The sequence below is a fragment of the Arthrobacter sp. D5-1 genome (genome assembly GCF_017357425.1).
Lineage (GTDB): Bacteria > Actinomycetota > Actinomycetes > Actinomycetales > Micrococcaceae > Arthrobacter.
In genome coordinates, this window is the sequence record NZ_CP014571.1 from 4,531,283 (window position 1) to 4,551,758 (window position 20,476).

Here is a 20,476-nt window from a genome sequence, read left to right on the forward strand (position 1 = left end):
GTTACTTGCTACTAGCCCCGGGAGCCGCTAGCGTTACTGGTGTAGTACCGAGACCGACCCAATCGGCAGGAGTGCTTTATTGGCTGCTTTTCATAAATTCATCGGGGTTGCATAAACAGTTCCAATCCCCACATTCCATAGGGCCTCCAGGGGCCCCATTACGGTGCCTATACCTCGGAACAGGCACCCGGTGAACTTACTCGCTTCATCACGTTCATGGAATTTCCATCAACAAGAAAGTAGGACCAAAAATGGGTTTCTTTGGTTTTCTTCTGCTCGGTCTTCTGGCCGGCGCTATCGCTAAACTTATCCTTCCGGGCCGCCAGGGTGGCGGCTGGCTGATCACCCTCCTGTTGGGCGTCGTCGGCGCTCTTCTGGGCGGCTGGATCGGTGGCCTGATCTTCGGTACGGGCCTGCAGGAATTCTTCTCCTTGACCACTTGGCTCCTGGCTATCGGCGGCTCCATCATCGTGCTGCTGATCTACGGCCTGGTCACCAGCCGCAGGACCCACCATGGCTAACAACCAGAACCGCGACGCCAACGGCGACGACCTCGAAGGCCAGTACTCCGAGGGCGACTACGGCGATTCCGGGGTATCCCCGGAAACCCTGAAAGAAGACGCCGGAGGCGACTACACCGCAGGGGACTACGCCGAGAAGACGGTACCCTCGGCCGACGCTGAGCTGGACGAGCACAACACGGAAGACATCCCTGAGGACCGGCCCTTCTCATCCGAACCGGATGAAGAAGCATCCGGCTCCAGTCGCCCGTAAGAATGAACCGGTTGTCACCTAACCGGCAGTAACTGAATAACACCAAGGACCCGGAGTGCTGCAGCCGCAGCCTCCGGGTCCTTGCGTTGCATCGGATTCCGGCAGCGGAGGTGGCCCCGTTTCGGGGCTTCGCTGCGCGGCGTGCCGTCCGATCGGCTCTGATCGCAACGGGCCATCGAAGCGGGCCCTGATATTTTCGGGCAAGGATAGGTGGGGCATCGGTCCCAAGCCCTCCGTAGTGTCAAGGGCAGGAATGAAGACACGGTAGGGAAACAAGGCGAGGAACAGGTCAGCATGCAGGAGTGGAACCGGGCAATAGAGGCAATCGAGCAGGACCTCACGGCAGACATTGACGTGGCGACTTTGGCCAGGATCGCCTTGACGTCCGAGTATCACTTCCGGCGGATGTTCTCCTCCTTGGCCGGGTTGCCGGTTTCGGAGTACATCCGGAGGCGCCGCCTGACAGCGGCCACGGCGGAGATCATCGACGGCGGCACAGTCCTGGCCGTTGCTGTCCGCTACGGCTATGCCTCTGCTGAGGCGTTCACCCGTGCGTTCAAGGCCATGCACGGCCTCACGCCGTCTGAAGCGAGGCAGGCCGGCGCCGTGCTTCATTCCCAACCTCAGCTGAGGTTCCACCTGCGAGTCGAAGGGAATACCGACATGAAACACCGTATAGAAGACAAATCCGCTTTCCGCCTCATTGGCCTGAAAGCCCGCGTCCCCCTGGTCCACGAAGGACCCAACCAGGCCATCATCGAATTTCAACGGGGCCTGGATCCCGCTGTCACCCAGCGCCTGCTGGGGCTGTCAGACATGGAGCCGGCGGGCCCGCTGTCCGTCACTGACAACATCGATGAGCAGCGGAGCGAGGGAAGCGGGCTGGACTACTGGCATGCCGTGGCGTCCAGCCAGCCGGCACCGGAGGGGTTTGACGTCCTGGACATTCCAGCGGGCCTGTGGGTGGTTTTCGAAACCGAGGGGAGTTTCCCGGAGGTCCTGCAAAGCATGTGGGCGGACGCTGCTACTGAGTGGTTTCCGGCCAACCCGTACAGGTGGGCACCGGGGCCGGAATTGCTCAGCGTCCAGGCGGAGGAAGGGGGCAACCGCGGCCGCGGACAGCTCTGGATTCCGGTGGAGCGGGAAGAACCAGGCGATCGCTAGGACCAGGCTGGGGGCCCGGCTTCGAGGAACCGCAGGATCTCCTCCAGCGGCAGCACGGCTTGCCGGTATTCGCGGGTAAAGACCCGCAACACCGACTCGGCGGCCTCGGCGTTCTCCGTGCCGGTGGCCTCTGCAGCATAGATCACCCTGATGTTGTGGGCGAAGGCGTCGGCCGCAGTCTGCGCGATGCAGTTATGGGCGGAGATTCCGGCCAGGATCACAGTGTCCACCTCCCAGTTCCGGAGCCGCATGGCGAGGTCTGTCCCGAAGAAGGCGCTGTCCCGGGTCTTGAAGAGCCGGGGAAGGTCGGCAGTGAGCAGGCCGGCTACGAACTCCGCCTGCCCACTGCCCCGGAAGATGAAACCTTGATCGTCGTCCAGCATATTCAGGCTCCACGTGGATTTGTCCCGTTCATGCACGGTTCCCACCAAGAGCACGTATGCGCCCGCTTCACGCGCTGCGCTGGTCAGGGAGTTGCAGGCAGCAACAACTTCTTCCTGGCGGGCCTTCAATGCGGGGTCCTCGAAGTAAGCGTTCTGCATGTCGATGACCAGCACGGCGATCATGGGCGCCCTCCGGCCAAGCGGCTCACAATCCCTTGCCTCCCGTCACAGGAAGCACGGCCCCGGAAATGTAGGAGCCTTCATCCGAGGCAAGCAACACGTAGGCCGGGGCCAGCTCAGCAGGCTGCCCGGCCCTGCCCAGCGGCGTGTCCTGGCCGAACGTGGGAAGCTTGTCCGGCCATTCCGTAGCGGGAATCAACGGAGTCCAGATGGGTCCCGGGGCCACGGCGTTGACCCGGATTCCCTTGGGCCCCAGTTCTTCGGCCATGGCCTTGGTGAAGGCCACCTGGGCAGCCTTGGTCATGGCGTAGTCCACCAACTGGGCGGAGGGGTTGAAGGCCTGGATAGAGGCCGTGACAATGATCGATGCTCCTGGCCTCAGGTGGGGAATGGCCGCCTGCGCAGTCCAGATGAGTGAGTACAGGTTGGTCTTGAAGACGCGGTCAAACTCCTCCGTGGGGATGGTTTCCAGGCCTTCACGGTTCTTTTGGTAAGCGGCGTTCAACACCACCACGTTGAGACCGCCGAGTTCCTGCACGGTCCGCTCCACGATCTCGGCCGCGAACGCCTCGTCCCGCGCATCACCGGGCAAGAGGAGCACCTGCGAGCCGCACTCGCGGATCCATTCCGCCGTCGACCTTGCGTCTTCTTCTTCCTCCGGCAGGTAACTGATGGCTACCTTCGCGCCCTCGCGGGCGTAGGCGATAGCCACAGCGGCGCCGATCCCGGAGTCTCCGCCCGTGATGAGCGCGGTTTTGCCTTGCAGCCGGCCGTGTCCCACGTAACTCTTCTCGCCGTGGTCCGGCTGCGGATCCAAGGGCCGGGTCAGGCCCGGTTGTTCCTGCTCCTGTTGTGGGAACTCGCCGGAGTGGTATCCGCGACGGGGGTCCGCCGGCGGAGAGGTGAGACGATTCTGTGGCTGGCCGGAGTTGTCCGGATCATGATGAGTCATGATTGTTCCTTACCCGCATTCGGCGCCGCCTAACCGCGCTGACCGCTTCTCGCACTTACCGCTGAATCCGTATCCGCCCTTCCCGCCATAACAGTCCGGAAAAACTAGGTCCGCAGGGTTCGCGCCTTGACCATCAGGAACAGGCCGTACGCGATCAGCCCCACTGCCACGGCAGCCAGCAGGTACACCCCGTAGGGCTGCTCCCTGAGCGCCTTCAAACCGCCGTCGAGCCCGGTTGACTGTTCGGGTTGGGCCCGCACCGACGCGATGACCACCAGCAGGCCCACCAGGAAGAGGGCGATCCCCTTGGCGATGTACCCCACCACGCCTACCCCCATTTGGAACTTCTTCACCGAACTGTTGGAGGACAACGTCAGGTCCTTGGTGAATTTCCGGCGGAATCCCCGCACTGCGAAAACGATTCCCGTGATGGCGATGCCGGCACCAACGGCGACCAGCAGAAACACCCCAAACGGGGCCTTGAGGAGCGTGACGGTGAAGTCACTGCTGGACTCCCGGCTGTTCTGGCCCTTGCCGGCAATGAAGGAGACGATGGTGGTGGCGAGGGCAGCGAAGACGATCGCCTGCCCTATGGCGGACAGCTTCTTGGTGATCTTGTCCGAGCCGTTCCGGTGGCCAAGGATGGCGTTTCCCAGTTGCCACAGTGCCAGCGCGGCGCAAGCAGCGAAGCACGCCCAGAGCAGCAGCGGCCCATAGGGCTGGCTGGCGAGGGACGTCACGGCCCCGCTGACATCGGCTTCGCCGCTGCTTCCGAACGCCAGTTGGAGGGCAATGACGCCAATGAGCACGTGCAGGATTCCGCTGACCACATACCCGCCGCGCGCAACAGCGGCAAAGGCCTGCGAATTCGACGCTTCCTCAGCCACTTCGGCGGCCTTCCTCATCTCTTCCTTGATGACAAGCCTCCTTATTTATTGAGCTGCATCCATCGTCCCTTAAAGGACGCCGGGCAGGGTACCTCCCGGATGGGGGAGGTGCCTGCCCGCTTTAAAGCTCCAGGTTTCTGGGTCAGTACGACCCTTCTAGAAACCGACCACCGACTGCGGCCAGATGCTGCGCAGTCCTACGCCCAGCGGGTTGAACTGCTCACGGACGGCCACACGCGTCTGGCCGAGAACCTCGCCGGCATGCCGGACGGCCTCTGCGGTGCCTGACAGGGCGTCATGAACGACGCTGGCGTTCTGGGACTGGGTGGAGATCTGGTCAGTCATTTGGGTGGTCCTTCCTGGAAGCTCCGTCAGCGGTTGGCTGATGTTTCAACCATCGGACGGAGCCCTCAAGAAGGGCGCCGGGTCATCTCAAGATTCGCTCAAGATTCCGGGCCGGCACTTCAGAGGGCGAACTCCACTTCCAGCACCTGGTCCGGGCCCAAGGCGAGGCGGGCGCTGACGCTGGCGCCGTCGTCGAACAGCTCAAAAGCGGGAGGAGGCCCGACGGCGGGAGGAACCCAGGCAGGCGGCTCGCCGCCGAGGTACACCAGGGAGGCGAAACAGCTGCGCTCCCCGGACAGTCTGCCCTCCAGATAGCGGCAACTGGCAAAGGCGCCAAAAGGGGACACCCCATGGGCCTGATACGTGCCGCTGTCCGTGTAGCCGTGGAGCGGCCAGATGGCTGTGTGCAGCCGGCCGTCAGCAAGGACGCCGCTGCTTGGCATCGGCTGATCACCCGCGAGCGCATATCCGCCGTCCCGGACCGCGAGGATGGAGCTGTCCGGCGCCTCCACTGCGTGCACCCGTAGTTCGTATCCGCCTGCAGCGGCGGTCCCCGTCGCGGCGCGCCAGTCCGAATCAGCGGGATCCTCGGCATCGTTCCACACCGGGGCGTGCCAACTGGCTGCTTGCCCCGGCCCCGCAGGCAGCCGGTGGATCCGCGAGCGCCGGCTTGGCGTCCCAGCATCGTTGAGGAGGGCGAAGTGGTTGTCGACGGGGTGCTCCGTGAACAGCGGCGCCGTATGGCTTGAATAGGCGAGGCGGCGGTAGAGGGGATCATCCGGGCCGGGCGCATAGTACTTGTCGCTGCCATGGTTGAGGAGGCGGGCGATGCCGTCCGCAGCAGTGGAGTGGAGCAGGTAGTTGGGGGCTTCGGCATGCTTTAGGCCGTCTGCGGCTTCCAGGGGCGAAGGCTCCTCAACGGCGGTCCACACCGGGTGGTCGGCGGGAAGGAGCAGCCCGACGAATGCCTTGGAGGTCCAGTACGGCGAGGCCGGCCCGGAGTATTCCTGGGTCATCGGTTCAAAAGCGCCGAGCCATCCCAGTGACGGCAGGCCGTCGTCGTAGGCTCCGTTGTCGAGGAAGTACTTTGCTGCACCGCTGGCGATCCTGCGGGTCTGGCCGGGGGCGAGCGGCGTTGCGCAGATCGCCTCTCCCATGAAGAGGGGCGCGACGGCGGCGTAACGGTAGATCGGGGAGCGGCCTTGGAACATCGGGGCACCGTTGGCGCCGAAGAACCTGACATGGTCCTCCAGGAAGGTGGCGAGGCGGCGGCGGGAGATTTCAAGCCGGTGATCGGCTTGTGGATGCCGGCCGGCAGCAAACTCGGCCCACAGGATGGGGTACAAGTGCATGGCCCAACCGCAGTAGTAGTCGAAGAAGTCGCCGGTGCCGTCGTTGTCTCCGTCCCGGTACCAACCTCCGCCCGCGTACCAGTCGTCCAGCCTGTCCAGGCCATGCCCTATCTGGGCTGCGTTGTACTCAAAGCCCGCACCGGCCAGGAATTCGGCGATCATCACTTGGAAGAGCACCCAGTTGTTGTCCACACAGGTGCTGCGCGAGGAACCCCGCAGCCAGGCAGCCACCCGATCCTGTTGCGCAGCGGACAGCGTGTCCCACAACCAGGGCTTGGTGAGCTGGAGCCCCAGGACCACGGAGGCGGCTTCCACCATGGGCTGGGAGCGGTCGGTGATGGGCAGCCACGCTTCAGGCCCGTTCTTCTGCGTGCCGTGAAGCAGGCCCTCACGGTAAAAGTCCAGATGCCCGAAGGGGTCGCTGCCCTGCTCCCCCGCCACCCGGAAGGCCGCCAGCAAGAACGTCCGCGCGAAGCCCTCCAGGCCATCGGACACAGCTCCCGACGACGACGGGCGGCCACCCAGCCGGATGGCCGCCTTCAGCGGGGAGAAGTGGGGGCGCACCGCGAGTAACTGCTGATCAGCGAAGGCTACCCAGTGTTCCCGGGTCCAGCCCGTGATGGGGCTGAGGTTAAAATCCGGGGCGGGCATGGTGATTGCGGTTGCCATGATTCTCCTGCAGGGGCACGTAGTAGTAGCCCCACCACAGTAGGAGTTCCATCCTTCGCATGACGCGAGTTGAACAATAGTGAACCCGACGCCAGGCCTACTGCATGAGGCGCTCGATGTCGGCAAAGCCCAGGCCCGAGGCAATCGCAAGGTCCGGAAGGCCTGCTCCCGCCGCCGTCGCGTTTCGCATGGCCCGTACCAGGCAATCCTCAGCCTGGTCCATTTCCCACTGCAACCCCTCCACCCGGGCGGCAGCTGTCCACACTTCGTCCAACACTCCGGTTCTTCGGGCCGTAGCGGCCTCGGTGATCAGTACTGGGGGCGTTACTTCGAGGGAAGCTCCACCTTGCGATTCCCTCACAACTACTGCAGTCACTTGGTGCCTTCCCGTGTAAGAATGTGTCTCGACAAACTAGTTATATGTGAATCTAGCTAAATTGGCGAGTTGCGGTGGGGGTGATGCACATCACTAAAACTCGAGCGTGAGGAATCCCTGCATCTGCACGTCTTATTCATGACGGCGCACAACAAGCGCTGCAACCAACGGACAGGAGCAATCGCCATGACGATCCAGACGCACACCCCCGCAGATGTCCCGGCCAGGAACACCACGGCGGGCGACAACCCCACAGCGGCCCATGACACCACCACTCCTGCACTGAATAAGGGCAAGGATGGCCGCGGGGCCACCACGGTTGCCGACGGCGTCGTCGCCAAAATCGCCGGCATCGCCATCCAGGAAATCCCGGGCGTCCACGCCCTCGGCGGCGGTGCTGCCCGCGCCATCGGCAACCTGCGCGAGAAGGTGGGCCAGAAGGACCTCACCCAGGGCGTCACCGTTGAAGTGGGCCAAACCCAGGTGGCCGTAGATGTCACCCTGGTTGTTGAGTACCCGCACCCGCTCCAGGAAGTAGCGGACAACGCCCGCGACGCCGTCTACACCGCCATCGAGGACCTGGTGGGCATGGAAGTGACCGAGGTCAACATCACCATCACCGACATCCACGTTCCTTCCGAGGATGAAGACGCAGACGACGCCGGGCGCGAGCCGAGGGTCGCATGAATCCCACCATCGCCGGCATAGCCATCGGAGCGGTCCTGGCCCTGGCAGGGTTGGCCTTTGGTTTCTGGGGCCTCCTGCTGACGGCACTGTTCATGGGCGCCGGGGCTGTGCTGGGCCGTTCCGCCGAGGGAAAGCTTGACCTGCGTGGCGTGCTGGATGCACTGCGGGGCAAGCGCTCCTCATCATGAACCGCGCCGGAACGAACCGCCCCGGACATACCCGCATCACCCAGCACGCCCTCCGGAAAACCCTGGAAGCCGTCACCGCCCAGGCGTTCCGGGTGGGAGCGGGAAACGTGGCAGCCGAGCTGGAGGACGATGCCGGCAAGCTCGGAGTAAGCCTCTCCGTCAAGCTGTCGCTCGCGCCGCTTCCGGGCCCGCGGAAAACCACAGCCACCGTCTTTCAGCAGGCTCAAACAGCACGAACACAACTGGTGTCCCGCGGCCTGGAGCTGACCGGGCTCGAGATCGGCCGGGTGGATATCCGCCTCGCCGGAGCCAAGGAGCAGCCCCGTACCAAGGAACACTCCACGGAACGACTCAAGGAAAGGAGCGTGCTGTGAACCAGGACCGAACCCAACGGCGGATGATCCGTCGGGAAACGCACTCTTCGCGGGCTCTTCCGTCCATCCTTTCCGCCTGCATCCTCATGGTCGTCTTCCTCTGGCTCGCAGTGGAAGCCGTGCTGTGGATACTTAAGGACCAGGCGTTGCTGGCAAGCCCCGCACAGATGCTCCAGTGGCTCGTGGACCTTCCGGTCACCACACTCCCGGTGGGAATGGCAGCTGCGGGAGCGGGCCTTGGAATTCTGGGCCTGCTGTTGCTGGGACTTGCCGTGGGCAGGGGACGGAAGGCCCGACGCTCCCTGGCGAGCCGGCGCGCCGCCGTGGTGGTGGACGACGACGTGATCGCCGCAGCTCTCTCCAACACCACCCGGCTCGCCGCCGGCCTGGCCCCCGGGCAGGTGACCACCACCGTCGGTGGACGGTCCGTACGCGTCCGGGTGCGTCCGACGTCGGGCGTTCCGTTGGACCTTGAGTCCGTGACAACAGTGGTCGACGGCGAACTGGCCGCCTTTGCGCTGGACCGCCGGACCTCATCTGATGTCCAGGTATTGAACCAAGGAGCAGTGGGGCAATGAGGCAAACAAACCGTGCACTGAACCGTATCCTGCTTGCGCTCCTGGGCCTTGCACTGCTGGGAGCCGGTGGCGCAGTCATTGCAGCTGGCACCATGCCGGGAGCAGCGGATACCTGGACAGCAGTGGCATCGTCCGTCCGCGAATCCGCCAGGAACCTCGTGGGCGCCGCACCTCTACCGGACCCCGTCCGGAGTTGGTGGCTGGTGGCAGGAATCGCCGTGTTGCTTGTGGGGATCGCCCTCAACGCAGCCTGGCTCGCCTCCCAAGGCGGAGGACGCACTCCTCGCCTCGCCGAGCAACTGGACGGGACGGTCGCAGGCAACGGCCCCCCGGGGACAGGCGGGGCCCGGGGCCGGACAGTGGTGGATGTCAGCCTGGTCTCCAGAGCCCTCCGGGAAGCCCTAGGCGGGAACCGCGACGTCCTTGCCACGTCCGTTTCGGCGTGGGAGTCACGGCGGGGAACCGCCCTCCGGCTCCGCGTGGAAGCCCGCAAGGGAAGCTCGCCACGCGAACTTGCCGACACCGCCGAAGAACTCATCCGCGAAATAGATGCCCTGCTGGGACATCCCATCCCCGTCCTGATCCGAATTACCAGCGGCGCCCGAACCCAGGTGTCAGGATCCCGACGTGCACGTTAACCGCTGGAACGCACTTCTCTCCACTCAAACCTGCGCGGCACCACAGAGCACGCGCACTGAAAGAAAAGGGAACACCATGGGAATCAACGACAAGATCAGCAACGCTGCCACCGAACACCTCGGCGCTGCCAAGGAAGGTGCCGGAAAACTGACCGGCGACCAGTCACTGGAGCGCGAAGGCCAGCACGATCAAGCCCAGGCAAAACTCCAGCAGGCAGGCGAGAAGGTCAAGGACGCTGCCGCCGACATCGGAGACAACATCAAAGATGCGGCCCGGAAACTCAAAGAGGGTTTCACCGGGAAGTAGGCCCCTCCCGGGCCGGCCCCTTACCGATGGGGGGCCGGCCCCTTTCCACCACTAACCTCGACCCCACTGGGAAGGCAGAACGTGACTGGTTCACCCGTGGCGCAGCACCAACTGGACCTCGTTCCGGATGCCTTGCTGGCCGGCCGGGCAGCAGACGGTGACACGGCAGCTTTCGAAGCGCTTGCCCGTCGCCACGGCCCTCTGATGCGGGCCACCGCCCGCCGGTTGACCGGCAGCCTGGCGGACGCCGATGACGTGGTCCAGGAAACACTGGTGCAGGCCTGGAAACAGCTGGACACCCTCCGGGAGCCTGCCGCCGTCAAAGGCTGGCTGTTGAGGATCCTTGGCAGCCGCAGCATCGACCACCTCAGGAAACGACGCCACCACATGGATCTGGACGACGTGGAAAACCAGCGCGATGACAGCCCCCGGACGAGAACCCAGGATCCGGAAAACAACGCAGTCAATGCCTCCCGGGTGGAAGCCCTCAAGGCCGCACTGGCCGCACTCCCCGAGGAACAACGACGCTGTTGGGTACTCAAGGAGTTCAATGACCAGAGCTACGAAGAGATTGCGCTGACGTTGAACATCAGCCCAGCCAGTGTCCGCGGCCGGTTGGCCCGGGCACGGATCACGCTCGCACGCACCATGGAGGAATGGCGATGAACACCCCCAGCGACACCCTCGAATGCGGGCACAGCCTTGCGGATCTCAGTGCCTATCTGGACACGGGACAGATTGATGATCCCGCCCACCTGGAGAGGTGCCCCGAATGCCAGGCCGCGTTGGCCTCCTTGCGCCATCTCTCCCAACTCGGCGGAGATTTGCTCCGGTCCGATGTAGCAGACGCGGGCTCAGGCAATGACGACTGGATGCAGTCCATCCTGGACAACCTGCGCCTGGAACTGCGGCCCGGACGGAGCATTCCCTTGCAGGCGGAACACCCGGATGACACGCTCTGGGAATCCGAAGGAGCCATCTCCGCCCTGATCCGGTCCGTGGCCGATGCACTCCCTGGAACAGCCGCCGGCAAATGCCGGCTGCAGGGAGAGGTGACCACCATGGGAGCCCCCATCACCGTGGAGGTGGAAGTGGCCGTGGTGTACGGACACCCGATGGAAGAACGCGCAGCCACCCTCCGCGACGAGCTGGCAAGGACCCTGGCAGCCCAGACAGAACTGAACATCCAAGCCATCAATATCACCGTGACGGACGTCCTTGAGCCGCCGGCACCGCCGGTCCAGCCCACAGATACACCCGCCACCACCGGACCGCTGAGCACGGAGGACCAGCCATGACGGAGTTTTTGAAAGCCGCGAACACTTCCCCTTCAGGCGGGTCGGCAGCCGCGTCAACCACCCTGGCTGAGGAACTGCTCGTGCTCGTCCAGGCGGTAGAAGGGGTCCACTCGGTCTATCCCGCGCAGCCGTTGTGGCAGTCCATAGCCGGCGCCGCCCTTGCCGCGGTCACCGGAGAGACACTTCCCCTGATCGGCCTGGCCGGGACCGCCGACACACTGGCAGTGAAAGTCAGGATTGGCGTGGATGCTTCCCGTCCTGCTCCGGCTGTTACGCGCGAAGCAGCCGCCGCGATCCGCAGGCACCTTCTCCCCCGGGCCGCCGTCGTCGAGATATCCGTGGTGAAGCTGGGCAGTTAGCCGACGGGTCCACGCAGCCGGGTTCTGGTTCATAATGAACAAACTGAACACAAGTGAACTTGATAGGCGGACACCTGCATGCTGACCGAGGATCGTCAACAGCTCATCCTGAGGGAACTCGCCCTGAACGGTTCCCTCAATGCCAGCGAATTCGCGGCGAAACTGGGCACCTCGGGGATGACCGTGCGGCGGGACCTCGCAGTGCTCGCTGAACAGGGCCTGCTCGAACGGGTCCACGGCGGCGCCATCCCGGTGGGCGGCAAGCCGTCGGCAGGACCCGCTACGCAGCCCTCCACGTCCTGGCGGCCTGGCGGGAGGCGGCCTTTGGCCACCATCGGGATGATCGTGCCGTCGGCGTCGTACTATTTCCCGGGCGTCATTCGCGGCGCCGAAGCCGCCGCGCAGGAAGCAGGCGTCCGCTTGGTGCTGGGCGTCACCAACTATTCAGACGCGGAAGAGCGGCGGCAGCTGCGGCGGCTCTACGAACACGGCGTGGATGGAATCCTCATTACGCCCAGCGGGCAATCGTTGGCAGGTACCGAAACACTGGACCTGCTGGCCGAGGCAGAGGTGCCGGTGGTAGTGGTGGAACGGTCTATCGACGACGCCTTGGACCACGGCCGGCTCGAAGCCGTGCGGAGCGACCATGTCCGCGGCTCGGAAATCGCCGTGAACCACTTGTTGGGCCTCGGCCACCGGAAAATCGCCATTTGCCTCCGTGAAAACAGCCCCACCGCCCCGCAACTCATCGATGGCTTCCACCTGGCCATGCACCGTGCCGGACATGCCCGCGACGACTCGATGGTGCGTGCCATGTCCCGCGCCCAAAACGATCCCCAGGCCCACCGTGAACTGGTGGACCGGATCCTGGATTGGTGCGGATCGGCGGAGGTGACGGCCGCTGTTGTCCACACCGACGAGGACGCGCTCCAGTTCGTCAGTGCCTGCCTGGAACGGCAGATCCGCGTGCCGGAGGACTTCGCTATCGTTTCTTACGACGACGAGATCGCCGCCCTCGGCGCCGTCCCGCTTACCGCTGTGGCACCGCCAAAATACGACGTCGGCCACCAGGCTTTGGTGATGTGCCTGAGCCGCATCGGGGCGCGGCGCGGAAGCACGTCCGCGCTGCAACGGGTGAACCTGTCCCCGGCGCTGGAAGTGCGCGGCTCCACGCAGGTGTAGCCTGCCCACACCTGCGATTCGACTGTTTACTTCTGTTCATTTTGTTGATGATGTTCACTTTTGTGGATTTCATGGTGCCTAGTCCGAAAGTGCCCCCAGAGCACCACGACTTTCGCATCGTGAACTTCAAAGGAGAACAGAATGAAGCGTCGCCAGCTTCTGCTTGGAGCAGCCAGCCTCATGGCCAGCGCTGCACTCGTCACCGGCTGTGGCAGCACCCCCACCGCCACGCCAGCCCCAACCCCGGTGGAAGACCCCAGCGGTAACATCACGTTCTGGTCCTCCATGGCCGGTATGGACAAGGTGGCGGAAGCGTTCAACGCCAGCCAGGACAAGATCAAAGTCACGTTTGAAACCATCCCCAACGGCGGAGCCGGCGGTTATGCCAAGCTCTCCACTGCCATCACCGCAGGCAACGGCCCGGACGTCGCCACCATCGAATATCCGCAGTTGCCCCAATTTGTCAGCAACGGCCAGCTACAGCCTCTTGACGGCTACATCAACAAGGCTGAAACCGTGGACAAACTCACGGATGAAACCAAGGCCCTGGTGCAGTTTGGCGAGCAGACCTACGCACTCCCCTACGATGCCGCGCCGATGATCATGTGGTACCGCAAGGACATGCTGGACAAGGCCGGAGTCTCCACTCCCAAGACCTGGCAGGAGTTCGAGGAGGCCGGTAAGAAGCTCAAGGCCGTTGCCCCCGAAGCGCATTTGGCCAGCTTCAACCCGAACGAGGCTGCGCTGACTGCTGCGCTGTCCTGGCAGGCGGGCGGCAAGTGGTTCGGCACCGAAGGCGACAGCTGGAAGGTGGGTGTTAACGACGAAGCCACCCGGAAAGTCGCCACGTACTGGCAGAAGCTTATCGACCAGAAGATCGTCAAAGTCCAGCAGTCCTTCAGTGACGAATGGTCCGCAGACCTGGCGAGCGGCGCCGTCGTCGGAGTCCTGGGTGCCAACTGGAGCGCCACCGGTATCCAGAAGCGGACGGAGGCCAGCGGCCAAAAGGGTCAGTGGATCGCTGCCGAGGTGCCCAACTGGGGCACTCCGGCGGACGCGTTCTACGGCGGCTCCAGCTTCAACATCACCAAGAGCAGCAAGAATCCGGCCGCCGCGGCGAAATTCATCGAGTTCCTTGCCACCAGCAAAGAGGCCATCTCTGCCCGCGGCAACACCGGCTCTGCGTTCCTTGCCTACCCGGGCCTGACCCCCGTGGCGCAGAAGGCCTTCGATGCCAGCTACTTCGGCAACGACATCTACGAGGTCTTCGACAAGGCATATTCCACCATCACGCCGGGCTGGCAGTGGGGTCCCAACTGGGACATCACCAACACCGCGCTCAAGGACGCCTACGGCACGCTGACCAGCGGCGGCAAGGTCCTGGACGCCGTCGATACCGCCCAGGACGCCACAGTGGCCGGGCTCAAGCAGAACGGCCTCTCCGTCAAGGAGTAGGCCCGCACAGTGGGGCGGCTCCGCACTTACGGAGCCGCCCTGCCAGCGAGGAGAATCATCATGGCCGACCGTGCCACACCGTCCACAGCAACTACTTCACCCACACTGCCCAAGGCAGCCAACGCCGTCGAGCCTCGAAACCCGAAGAAACCCCGTGCAATGTCCGGAACCGGGGGCCGGACGGCTGCACTGTTCCTGACGCCGTTCTTCACCATTTTTGCCCTCGCCATGGTTGCGCCAGTGATCTACGCGATGGTGCTCAGCTTCTTCGCCCAGCAGAAGTCCGGGCTCGGCTTCGGTGAGGCCAAGACCGCGTTTGTGGGCTTCGAAAACTACGTCCAGGTCCTGCAGTCCGAGAGCTTCGTTGGCGGCATCGGACGCCTTGTCCTGTACTGCCTGCTCTACATCCCCTTGATGATGGGCGGCGCCCTGGCATTTGCGCTGCTGCTGGATTCGGCCGTCGCGCGGGCCAGGAAACTGTTCCAACTGCTCGTCTTCCTCCCCCACGCAGTGCCCGGCGTCATCGCCGCATTGATCTGGGCCTACCTCTACACACCCGGAGTCAGCCCGATCGTTTCAGTCCTGGAAACCGGCGGAATCTCGCTGAACTTCCTGGACAACCAGCTGATCCTGCCGTCCATCGTGAACATCGCCGTGTGGGAGTGGACGGGCTACAACGTCATTGTGCTCTTCACTGCCCTGCAGGCAGTGCCCCGGGAAATCCTGGAAGCTGCCCGTGTGGACGGCGCAGGGGAGATCCGTGCAGCCATGAGCATCAAGCTGCCTCTGATCCTCCCGGCGCTGAGCGTGATCATGCTCTTCACCGTGATCGGCACGCTGCAGCTCTTCACCGAGCCGAACATCATCTCCAAGGCCACGGCATCAGTAACCAGCACGTGGGTGCCCAACATGTGGGCCTACGACGCCGCGTTCAACCGCCACAACCTCAACCAGGCCGCGGCTGCCTCCATCATCATCGCGCTCATAGCCGCAGTCCTGTCCTGGGCCGTGACCCGCTTCAGTTCAAAGAACACAGCATGAGCACCTCCACGATGTCCCGGACCCCAGCCGAAGCCCCCGCGCCGTCACAGGGCAGGCGCCGGCACGCCCGCAACGGCGGCTTCGCGAGCACGTTCACCGTGAATGCCCTGCTCATCCTGGGCTGCGCCTACATGGTGCTTCCCGTGGTGTGGCTGTTCTTCGCCTCCACCAAAAACACTGCGGATCTCTACGGAACAGCCGCCTACGCTTTTGGTGAACCGGCCTTCTTCGAGAACGTCCTGGCGGTCGTGAACCAGGACGGCGGGATGTTCCTCCGCTGGATGGCCAACTCCATGTTCTACGCCGCCTTCGGAGCAATTCTTGGCGGCCTCATCTCCGTCATGGCCGGTTACGCATTCGACAAATTCCAGTTCCGCGGCAAGGATTCGTTCTTCGGGATCGTCTTGGTGGGCGTGCTGATTCCCAACACGGCCACGGTTCTGCCCATGTATCTCTTGGCCTCCGTTTTCGGCATCACCAACACCATCTGGGCCATCCTCATCCCGGTGCTCTGCAACCCGTTCGGGGTGTACCTGGCCAGGGTGTATTCGGCGGCCTACGTTCCTGCCGAGACCCTGGAGGCAGCCCGCGTTGACGGAGCCGGGCCCATCCGGTCCTTTTTCTCCTTGGGCCTTCCCATGATGATGCCCGGGTACATCACTATCGCCCTGTTCCAGTTTGTGGGCGTCTGGAACAACTTCATGCTCCCGCTGGTGATGCTCCAGGACCAGAAGCTGTTGCCCGTCAGTGTGGGTATCTCCATCTGGCAGGGCTATTCCATCCCCCAGCCCGAATTCACACCCATGGTCATTACCGGTTCCTTGCTCTCGATCATCCCGCTGCTGCTCGCGTTCGTCATGTTGCAGCGGTTCTGGAAGTCCGGCCTCACAGCAGGGAGCGTCAAGTGACCTTGAACGTTGCCTTGGCCATGCCGTCCCACACAGCACGGGCGGTGTTTCCGCCCAGGAGCCTGGATCCCCTGGAGCCAGCACTGACGCTGCTGAGCCGTGACCCCATTCAGGACTTCACCACTGCGGAAGGCCGCGCCGTATTGGCGGAGGCCGATATCCTCATCACCGGTTGGGGGTGTCCGATGATCGACCACACCGTCCTGGATGCCGCACCCCGGCTGCGCTATGTCCTGCATGCCGCGGGCAGCGTCAAACACCACATCGGTGACGCCTGCTGGGAACGGGGCATCCAGGTCAGCTCCGCCGCGGACGCCAACGCCATCCCGGTGGCCGAGTACACCGTGGCCATGATCATCCTCGCCAACAAGCGCGTCCTCCAGATCGCCCGCGCCCTGCACACCACCCGGACCGACGTCCTGGCTGAGCAACTCTTCCCGGACATGGGCAACTACCGGAAGCGGGTCGGCATCATTGGGGCCTCGAAGATCGGCCGGCACGTGATCAGGCTGCTGGCTCCGTACGAGCTGGAGGTAGTGGTGGCCGACCCTTACCTCTCCCCCGAGGAAGCGGCCGTCCTCGGCGTCGGGCTCGTCAGTTTGGAGGAGCTGGTGTCAGGCAGCGATGTGGTCAGCCTCCATGCGCCGTCGTTGCCCTCCACCAGGAACCTCATGGACGCGGGGTTGATCGAGCGGATGCAGCGGGGCACCACGTTCATCAACACCTCCCGCGGCGAACTGGTGGACCAGGATGCACTGCTCGCACGGATAGAACGCGGCGACCTCTACGCGGTCCTGGACGTGACCACCCCGTGGGTGCTGCCCGCCGAATCCCGCTTCTACACGCATCCCAACGTGCTGCTCACCCCGCACGTGGCGGGGTCGCTGGGCAACGAGCTGGAGCGCATGGCGGCGAGCGCCGTGAACGAGGCCCTGCGGTTGTCCCGCGGGGAAACGCTGAGGTTCCCGGTGAGGCTGGAAGACCTGGCGTTCACAGCCTGACCGCACCACAGCGCAACCGAAACAGCGCACGACGGCGGCCTCCCGCCGTCGTGCGTTTGCCGCTTTTGCTGGTGGCCGGCTCAGCGCGCGTCATTCTTGGCTAGGCGTTGGGCGCTTTAAGACCCCTCGGAGGTTTCCCGGAGCCAGGAGAGAGCTTCCGTGTGGGAGGTGAAAAAGCGCGTGGGGCAGGGCGGTTCTTGGACGGCCAATTGGTAGTCGGCGAGCATGCGGTCCACGGGATTGTTCCCCAGCAAAGCAATCCTCGAGGCAGCGCAGGGTTCAACAAAGACGTCGCGGGCTGCGCGGCTAAGATGCGCGGTCTCGGCCATGGTCACCAAGAGGGGGTACCTGCTGCCTGCGGCGAGGTCGTTCACAGCCTCGACGGCGGCCCGCGCGTTGGCAGCTTCGATGCGGACCCCGGAATTCCACACCAAAAACATCACGTCGTCCGGTTCAAAGCCAATGACGTAGTCGCAGGGATCCTTCTCCTCCATGGAAGCACCTCCCTCTCTGTGGCGCTGCCCCCGGCGCCACGGTCTGACTCAACCCTGCACCCAGGGACAATCATGCCCTCTCATCCGAAAAGAGTGATCTTTGGGTGCTCGTCTGCCCTGGTTTCGGGTCAGTCAGGCGGAATCAACACCTCAACCTGCCGCTGAAGAGTCCGCGTTCTCGGGTTCCTCCGATGCTGTCTGCGCATACGAGGCCGAGACACGCCGGTAGACCGGGGTCAGGAAGGCAAGCAGCGCCACGGCAATCATGATGAGGCCGGCCACCAGGAATACCAAGGCGATACCACGGGAAATGCCCTCACCCAGCAGCGGTTCCAGTTGTGCTGCCCCCTCGGACGAACGGGCGTAGGGGATGATCCAGAACTGGGCGATCGGGGCAATGAGGAAGGCGGTGATGGGTGCGGCCGCCGACTCGAATGCCATGGCGAAGCCGAACACCCTTCCTTGGCGGGGCAGCGGAACCACCTTCTGGATAACTGTCTGCTCGGCTGCTTCCACTACCGGAACCAACGCCATGTACAGCCAGATCCCCACGATGTAGAGCCAGGCCCATTCCCGCAGCGTAAACACGGCACCGATGAGGCCCATCAGCCCCACCGCGATGAGCATGGTCCGCAAGGGGTTGGGTCCCAGGCCAAACTTGCCGATCAGCGCGCCGCCCACCACAAACCCGGTGGCTCCTATCGCGAAGACGGTTCCCCACATCTCCACGGAGAACATTTCCAGGCCGTAGGGGTCCATCAGCGCCATGTAGACGCCGCCGATGAAGTTGTTGAACGTGGAGAAGAGAATCAGTGCGAACAGTCCGGAAATTGCCATAACGGCAGCCCAAGAGCCGCGCAGGTCGAATCCACCTTCGGCGTCGGAGGCGGCTGCCCGTACTTCTTCCGGCAGGCGCAGCGTCAGCAGGTGTCCGAAGGCCAACGCCGTAAGCACCAGGGCGACAACCACGGTCCACCCCATGCCCAGCAGCCCCACGGACAACCCGGACAGCACCGAGGTAACAATGAACATGAGCCCCTGCACCATACCCACCAGCCCGTTGGCGTTGGCCCGGCGGTCAGGCTCTATCAGGATGGTGACCGTGGTGGACAGTGCGATGTTGCGCATGTTCTCCACCACCGCGCCGATCAGGATGATCATGGTGAAGATCCAGAACCAGGGCTGTGTCAGGTCAAGCAGGGCTTCCTCCGGTGTCAGGAGGAACATGACCCCTGACAGCACGAACATCACCAGGGTGAACGCGGCGGCGAACCGCATCACGGCCAATTTCCTGTAACGGTCCACGAAGGTTCCGAAGCTGATGCTGGAGAGGGCAATCAACAGCATGTAGGCGCCGCCGATTACCCCCGTGGCAATGACGTTGCGGGTCTCCAGGTACACCCAAAAGGTCAACGCGAACCAGAGATAGCTCGTGGTGATGTTGGCCATGGCTGTATTGACCAGGATCCCGGTGAACGTGCGGGATCTTTGTGCCGGGGTCCGTAGGGAGAGATCGATGCTGTCAGTAGACGCGGCGGTGGCCGGTTCCTGCTCGGTCATGCGTTCCAGTAAACCACCGGGTCCAACCTCCCGGTAGTATCGGCAGGGAATTCACGAGACGCTGGGGGGATTGTTTTTATGACGGAAATTCAGGGGCAGCTGTCCTTCACCAAGGACGCCGGCAGGGACTTGGAACTCCAGGAATACGGCCTCGACCCCGCCATGGATTCGACGCTCCTGCCCAATGCCGCCGTCATGAGCGCCTTGCAGAACCTCGTGAGGCTGGCCACGGAGCTGTGCGGGGCGCCGTTTGGCGTGGTCAACATCATCAGCGCCGAGTACCAGCACCAGATAGGGGCCTGGGGCGTGGACCCGGGGGTTTGCTCCCGCGAAGACTCCATGTGTGCCAAGGTTTTCCTCTCCCGCGAGAGGACGGTGGTGGCGGACGCATCCAAGGATCCGCGCTTCGCGGACAATCCCTTTGTCACCGGGGAAATCGGCAAAGTCCGCTTCTATGCCTCGGTTCCCTTGCAAACAGAGTCCGGGTTCGTCCCCGGGACCCTGTGTGTTTTCTCTGATAAGACCCAGGAGCTCCGCCCCGAACAGGTCAGCATGCTGGAGGTCCTGGCCAAGCAAGTAGTGGAGTTGCTCGAGCTGCAGCACCGCACCGTCCAGCTGGACCGCACCTACACCGAGTTGAGGGACAGCAACGCCAAACTCGCCGGATTTGCGGGCCGCGTCAGCCACGATCTCCGCATCCCGTTGACCACCATCCTCGGCTACGTGGAATTGGTGGAGGATGATCCGGACGTGGAACCCGACAGCACTGCTGCGCGGTACCTGGACCGCATCGGTGCCAGCGGCCGCCGGATGCTCGGGATGCTCGAAGATGTCCTGAGCTACTCCCGCGTGGGCGGTGGCATCCAGCCCACCAACGTCTCCCTGCACGAGGTCACCCAGGAGGTTGCCCGGGACCTTGGCATCGAAAACGACGGCATCGTGGAGGTCCAGGAGCTCGGGCTCCACGCGGACCGCGGCCAGCTCCGCACCCTGCTGCAGAACCTCCTGTCCAACGCCATGAACTACCGCAGCCCGGACCGCGACCTCCGCATCCGGATCAGCGGCGTTTCCAACTACCATGGGGCCACCATCTACGTTGCGGACAACGGCAAGGGGATCGCCCCCGAGGACCGCGCCAAGGTCCTGGAACCGTTGGTACGCCTGCGGAGGCAGGGCGATGGCCCGGGTTCCGGCCTGGGACTGGCCACCTGCAGCAGCATCGCCAAAGCCCACGGAGGCGACCTCACCCTCGCGGAAACCCCGGGCGGCGGAACCACCGTGGCAGTGAGCTTTCCCTCCGGAAGTTGATGCACGACGGCGGCAG

The 20,476-nt window shown here is 63.9% G+C and carries 26 protein-coding genes; 18 read left to right on the plus strand and 8 right to left on the minus strand.

Translation table 11 applies throughout. From position 1 onward, the window contains the following. The first annotated feature begins 251 nt into the window (after positions 1 to 251). From AYX22_RS20900 to AYX22_RS20910, 3 genes are all read left to right on the plus strand, one after another. On the plus strand, positions 252 to 521 hold the full coding sequence (locus AYX22_RS20900; RefSeq protein ID WP_089596629.1) for a GlsB/YeaQ/YmgE family stress response membrane protein: 270 nt from the start codon (positions 252 to 254) through the stop codon (positions 519 to 521). After that, complete coding sequence (locus AYX22_RS20905; protein ID WP_207595379.1) at positions 514 to 774, plus strand: hypothetical protein; 261 nt, start codon at positions 514 to 516, stop codon at positions 772 to 774. Before AYX22_RS20900 ends, AYX22_RS20905 begins: the two co-directional genes overlap by 8 nt. A gap of 294 nt (positions 775 to 1,068) precedes the next feature. Next, positions 1,069 to 1,938 carry an AraC family transcriptional regulator gene (locus AYX22_RS20910; protein ID WP_207595380.1) on the plus strand — a complete coding sequence of 290 codons (870 nt, stop codon included), beginning with the start codon at positions 1,069 to 1,071 and terminating at the stop codon, positions 1,936 to 1,938. Here the strand turns inward: AYX22_RS20910 and AYX22_RS20915 are convergent. The 6 genes from AYX22_RS20915 to AYX22_RS20940 form a co-directional block, all read right to left on the minus strand. Beyond that, entirely contained in the window at positions 1,935 to 2,504 is a 570-nt protein-coding gene (locus tag AYX22_RS20915; RefSeq protein WP_207595381.1) for an isochorismatase family cysteine hydrolase, read from the minus strand. The two genes, AYX22_RS20910 and AYX22_RS20915, sit on opposite strands and share 4 nt — an antisense overlap. A gap of 22 nt (positions 2,505 to 2,526) precedes the next feature. Continuing rightward, on the minus strand, positions 2,527 to 3,453 hold the full coding sequence (locus tag AYX22_RS20920; protein ID WP_089596635.1) for an SDR family oxidoreductase: 927 nt from the start codon (positions 3,451 to 3,453) through the stop codon (positions 2,527 to 2,529). Positions 3,454 to 3,557: 104 nt separating this feature from the next. After that, a complete protein-coding gene (locus tag AYX22_RS20925; protein ID WP_207595382.1) occupies positions 3,558 to 4,358 on the minus strand; it encodes a DUF1206 domain-containing protein in 801 nt (266 codons plus the stop codon). 138 nt (positions 4,359 to 4,496) lie between these two features. Then, on the minus strand, positions 4,497 to 4,685 hold the full coding sequence (locus tag AYX22_RS20930) for a hypothetical protein (RefSeq protein ID WP_207595383.1): 189 nt from the start codon (positions 4,683 to 4,685) through the stop codon (positions 4,497 to 4,499). Positions 4,686 to 4,804: 119 nt separating this feature from the next. Continuing rightward, positions 4,805 to 6,706: a DUF2264 domain-containing protein gene (locus AYX22_RS20935; protein ID WP_207595384.1), complete on the minus strand. Its 1,902-nt coding sequence runs from the start codon at positions 6,704 to 6,706 to the stop codon at positions 4,805 to 4,807. Between the two features lie 97 nt (positions 6,707 to 6,803). Next, positions 6,804 to 7,082, minus strand: coding sequence for a hypothetical protein (locus tag AYX22_RS20940; RefSeq protein ID WP_207595385.1), 279 nt, complete (start codon positions 7,080 to 7,082; stop codon positions 6,804 to 6,806). A gap of 186 nt (positions 7,083 to 7,268) precedes the next feature. Between AYX22_RS20940 and AYX22_RS20945 the strand changes: the two genes are divergently transcribed. The 14 genes from AYX22_RS20945 (at position 7,269) to AYX22_RS21010 (ending at position 17,098) form a co-directional block, all read left to right on the plus strand. Then, positions 7,269 to 7,769 (plus strand): Asp23/Gls24 family envelope stress response protein, encoded by a 501-nt coding sequence (locus AYX22_RS20945; RefSeq protein ID WP_207595386.1) that lies wholly within the window; start codon positions 7,269 to 7,271, stop codon positions 7,767 to 7,769. Further along, positions 7,766 to 7,957, plus strand: a complete 192-nt coding sequence (locus tag AYX22_RS20950) for a DUF2273 domain-containing protein (protein WP_207595387.1) — start codon at positions 7,766 to 7,768, stop codon at positions 7,955 to 7,957. The genes AYX22_RS20945 and AYX22_RS20950 overlap by 4 nt, the downstream gene beginning before the upstream one ends. Continuing rightward, entirely contained in the window at positions 7,954 to 8,331 is a 378-nt protein-coding gene (locus AYX22_RS20955; RefSeq protein WP_207595388.1) for a hypothetical protein, read from the plus strand. Before AYX22_RS20950 ends, AYX22_RS20955 begins: the two co-directional genes overlap by 4 nt. Beyond that, entirely contained in the window at positions 8,328 to 8,909 is a 582-nt protein-coding gene (locus AYX22_RS20960) for a hypothetical protein (protein ID WP_207595389.1), read from the plus strand. Before AYX22_RS20955 ends, AYX22_RS20960 begins: the two co-directional genes overlap by 4 nt. After that, entirely contained in the window at positions 8,906 to 9,547 is a 642-nt protein-coding gene (locus AYX22_RS20965) for a hypothetical protein (RefSeq protein WP_207595390.1), read from the plus strand. Before AYX22_RS20960 ends, AYX22_RS20965 begins: the two co-directional genes overlap by 4 nt. Before the next feature lie 76 nt (positions 9,548 to 9,623). Further along, positions 9,624 to 9,854: a CsbD family protein gene (locus tag AYX22_RS20970; protein WP_207595391.1), complete on the plus strand. Its 231-nt coding sequence runs from the start codon at positions 9,624 to 9,626 to the stop codon at positions 9,852 to 9,854. A gap of 81 nt (positions 9,855 to 9,935) precedes the next feature. Next, positions 9,936 to 10,520: an RNA polymerase sigma factor gene (locus tag AYX22_RS20975; RefSeq protein WP_207595392.1), complete on the plus strand. Its 585-nt coding sequence runs from the start codon at positions 9,936 to 9,938 to the stop codon at positions 10,518 to 10,520. Beyond that, positions 10,517 to 11,152 (plus strand): Asp23/Gls24 family envelope stress response protein, encoded by a 636-nt coding sequence (locus AYX22_RS20980; protein WP_207595393.1) that lies wholly within the window; start codon positions 10,517 to 10,519, stop codon positions 11,150 to 11,152. The genes AYX22_RS20975 and AYX22_RS20980 overlap by 4 nt, the downstream gene beginning before the upstream one ends. Continuing rightward, positions 11,149 to 11,511 carry a hypothetical protein gene (locus AYX22_RS20985; RefSeq protein ID WP_207595394.1) on the plus strand — a complete coding sequence of 121 codons (363 nt, stop codon included), beginning with the start codon at positions 11,149 to 11,151 and terminating at the stop codon, positions 11,509 to 11,511. Before AYX22_RS20980 ends, AYX22_RS20985 begins: the two co-directional genes overlap by 4 nt. A gap of 78 nt (positions 11,512 to 11,589) precedes the next feature. Next, the gene (locus AYX22_RS20990; protein ID WP_207595395.1) at positions 11,590 to 12,693 is read left to right on the plus strand and encodes a substrate-binding domain-containing protein; all 1,104 of its coding nucleotides are present in this window, start codon (positions 11,590 to 11,592) and stop codon (positions 12,691 to 12,693) included. 141 nt (positions 12,694 to 12,834) lie between these two features. Further along, the gene (locus AYX22_RS20995) at positions 12,835 to 14,148 is read left to right on the plus strand and encodes a sugar ABC transporter substrate-binding protein (RefSeq protein WP_207595396.1); all 1,314 of its coding nucleotides are present in this window, start codon (positions 12,835 to 12,837) and stop codon (positions 14,146 to 14,148) included. Positions 14,149 to 14,208: 60 nt separating this feature from the next. After that, on the plus strand, positions 14,209 to 15,189 hold the full coding sequence (locus tag AYX22_RS21000) for a sugar ABC transporter permease (protein ID WP_278251941.1): 981 nt from the start codon (positions 14,209 to 14,211) through the stop codon (positions 15,187 to 15,189). Further along, on the plus strand, positions 15,186 to 16,097 hold the full coding sequence (locus AYX22_RS21005; protein WP_207595397.1) for a carbohydrate ABC transporter permease: 912 nt from the start codon (positions 15,186 to 15,188) through the stop codon (positions 16,095 to 16,097). Before AYX22_RS21000 ends, AYX22_RS21005 begins: the two co-directional genes overlap by 4 nt. Beyond that, the gene (locus AYX22_RS21010; protein ID WP_207595398.1) at positions 16,094 to 17,098 is read left to right on the plus strand and encodes a hydroxyacid dehydrogenase; all 1,005 of its coding nucleotides are present in this window, start codon (positions 16,094 to 16,096) and stop codon (positions 17,096 to 17,098) included. The genes AYX22_RS21005 and AYX22_RS21010 overlap by 4 nt, the downstream gene beginning before the upstream one ends. A gap of 116 nt (positions 17,099 to 17,214) precedes the next feature. On the opposite strand, the gene AYX22_RS21015 is transcribed toward AYX22_RS21010, so the two are convergent. Both AYX22_RS21015 and AYX22_RS21020 read right to left on the minus strand, forming a co-directional pair. Beyond that, on the minus strand, positions 17,215 to 17,592 hold the full coding sequence (locus AYX22_RS21015; protein WP_207595399.1) for an STAS/SEC14 domain-containing protein: 378 nt from the start codon (positions 17,590 to 17,592) through the stop codon (positions 17,215 to 17,217). Positions 17,593 to 17,742: 150 nt separating this feature from the next. Next, positions 17,743 to 19,152, minus strand: a complete 1,410-nt coding sequence (locus AYX22_RS21020; RefSeq protein WP_207595400.1) for an MFS transporter — start codon at positions 19,150 to 19,152, stop codon at positions 17,743 to 17,745. Positions 19,153 to 19,230: 78 nt separating this feature from the next. On the opposite strand from AYX22_RS21020, the gene AYX22_RS21025 reads away from it, so the two are divergent. Next, positions 19,231 to 20,460 (plus strand): GAF domain-containing sensor histidine kinase, encoded by a 1,230-nt coding sequence (locus AYX22_RS21025; RefSeq protein WP_207595401.1) that lies wholly within the window; start codon positions 19,231 to 19,233, stop codon positions 20,458 to 20,460. Positions 20,461 to 20,476: the final 16 nt, after the last annotated feature.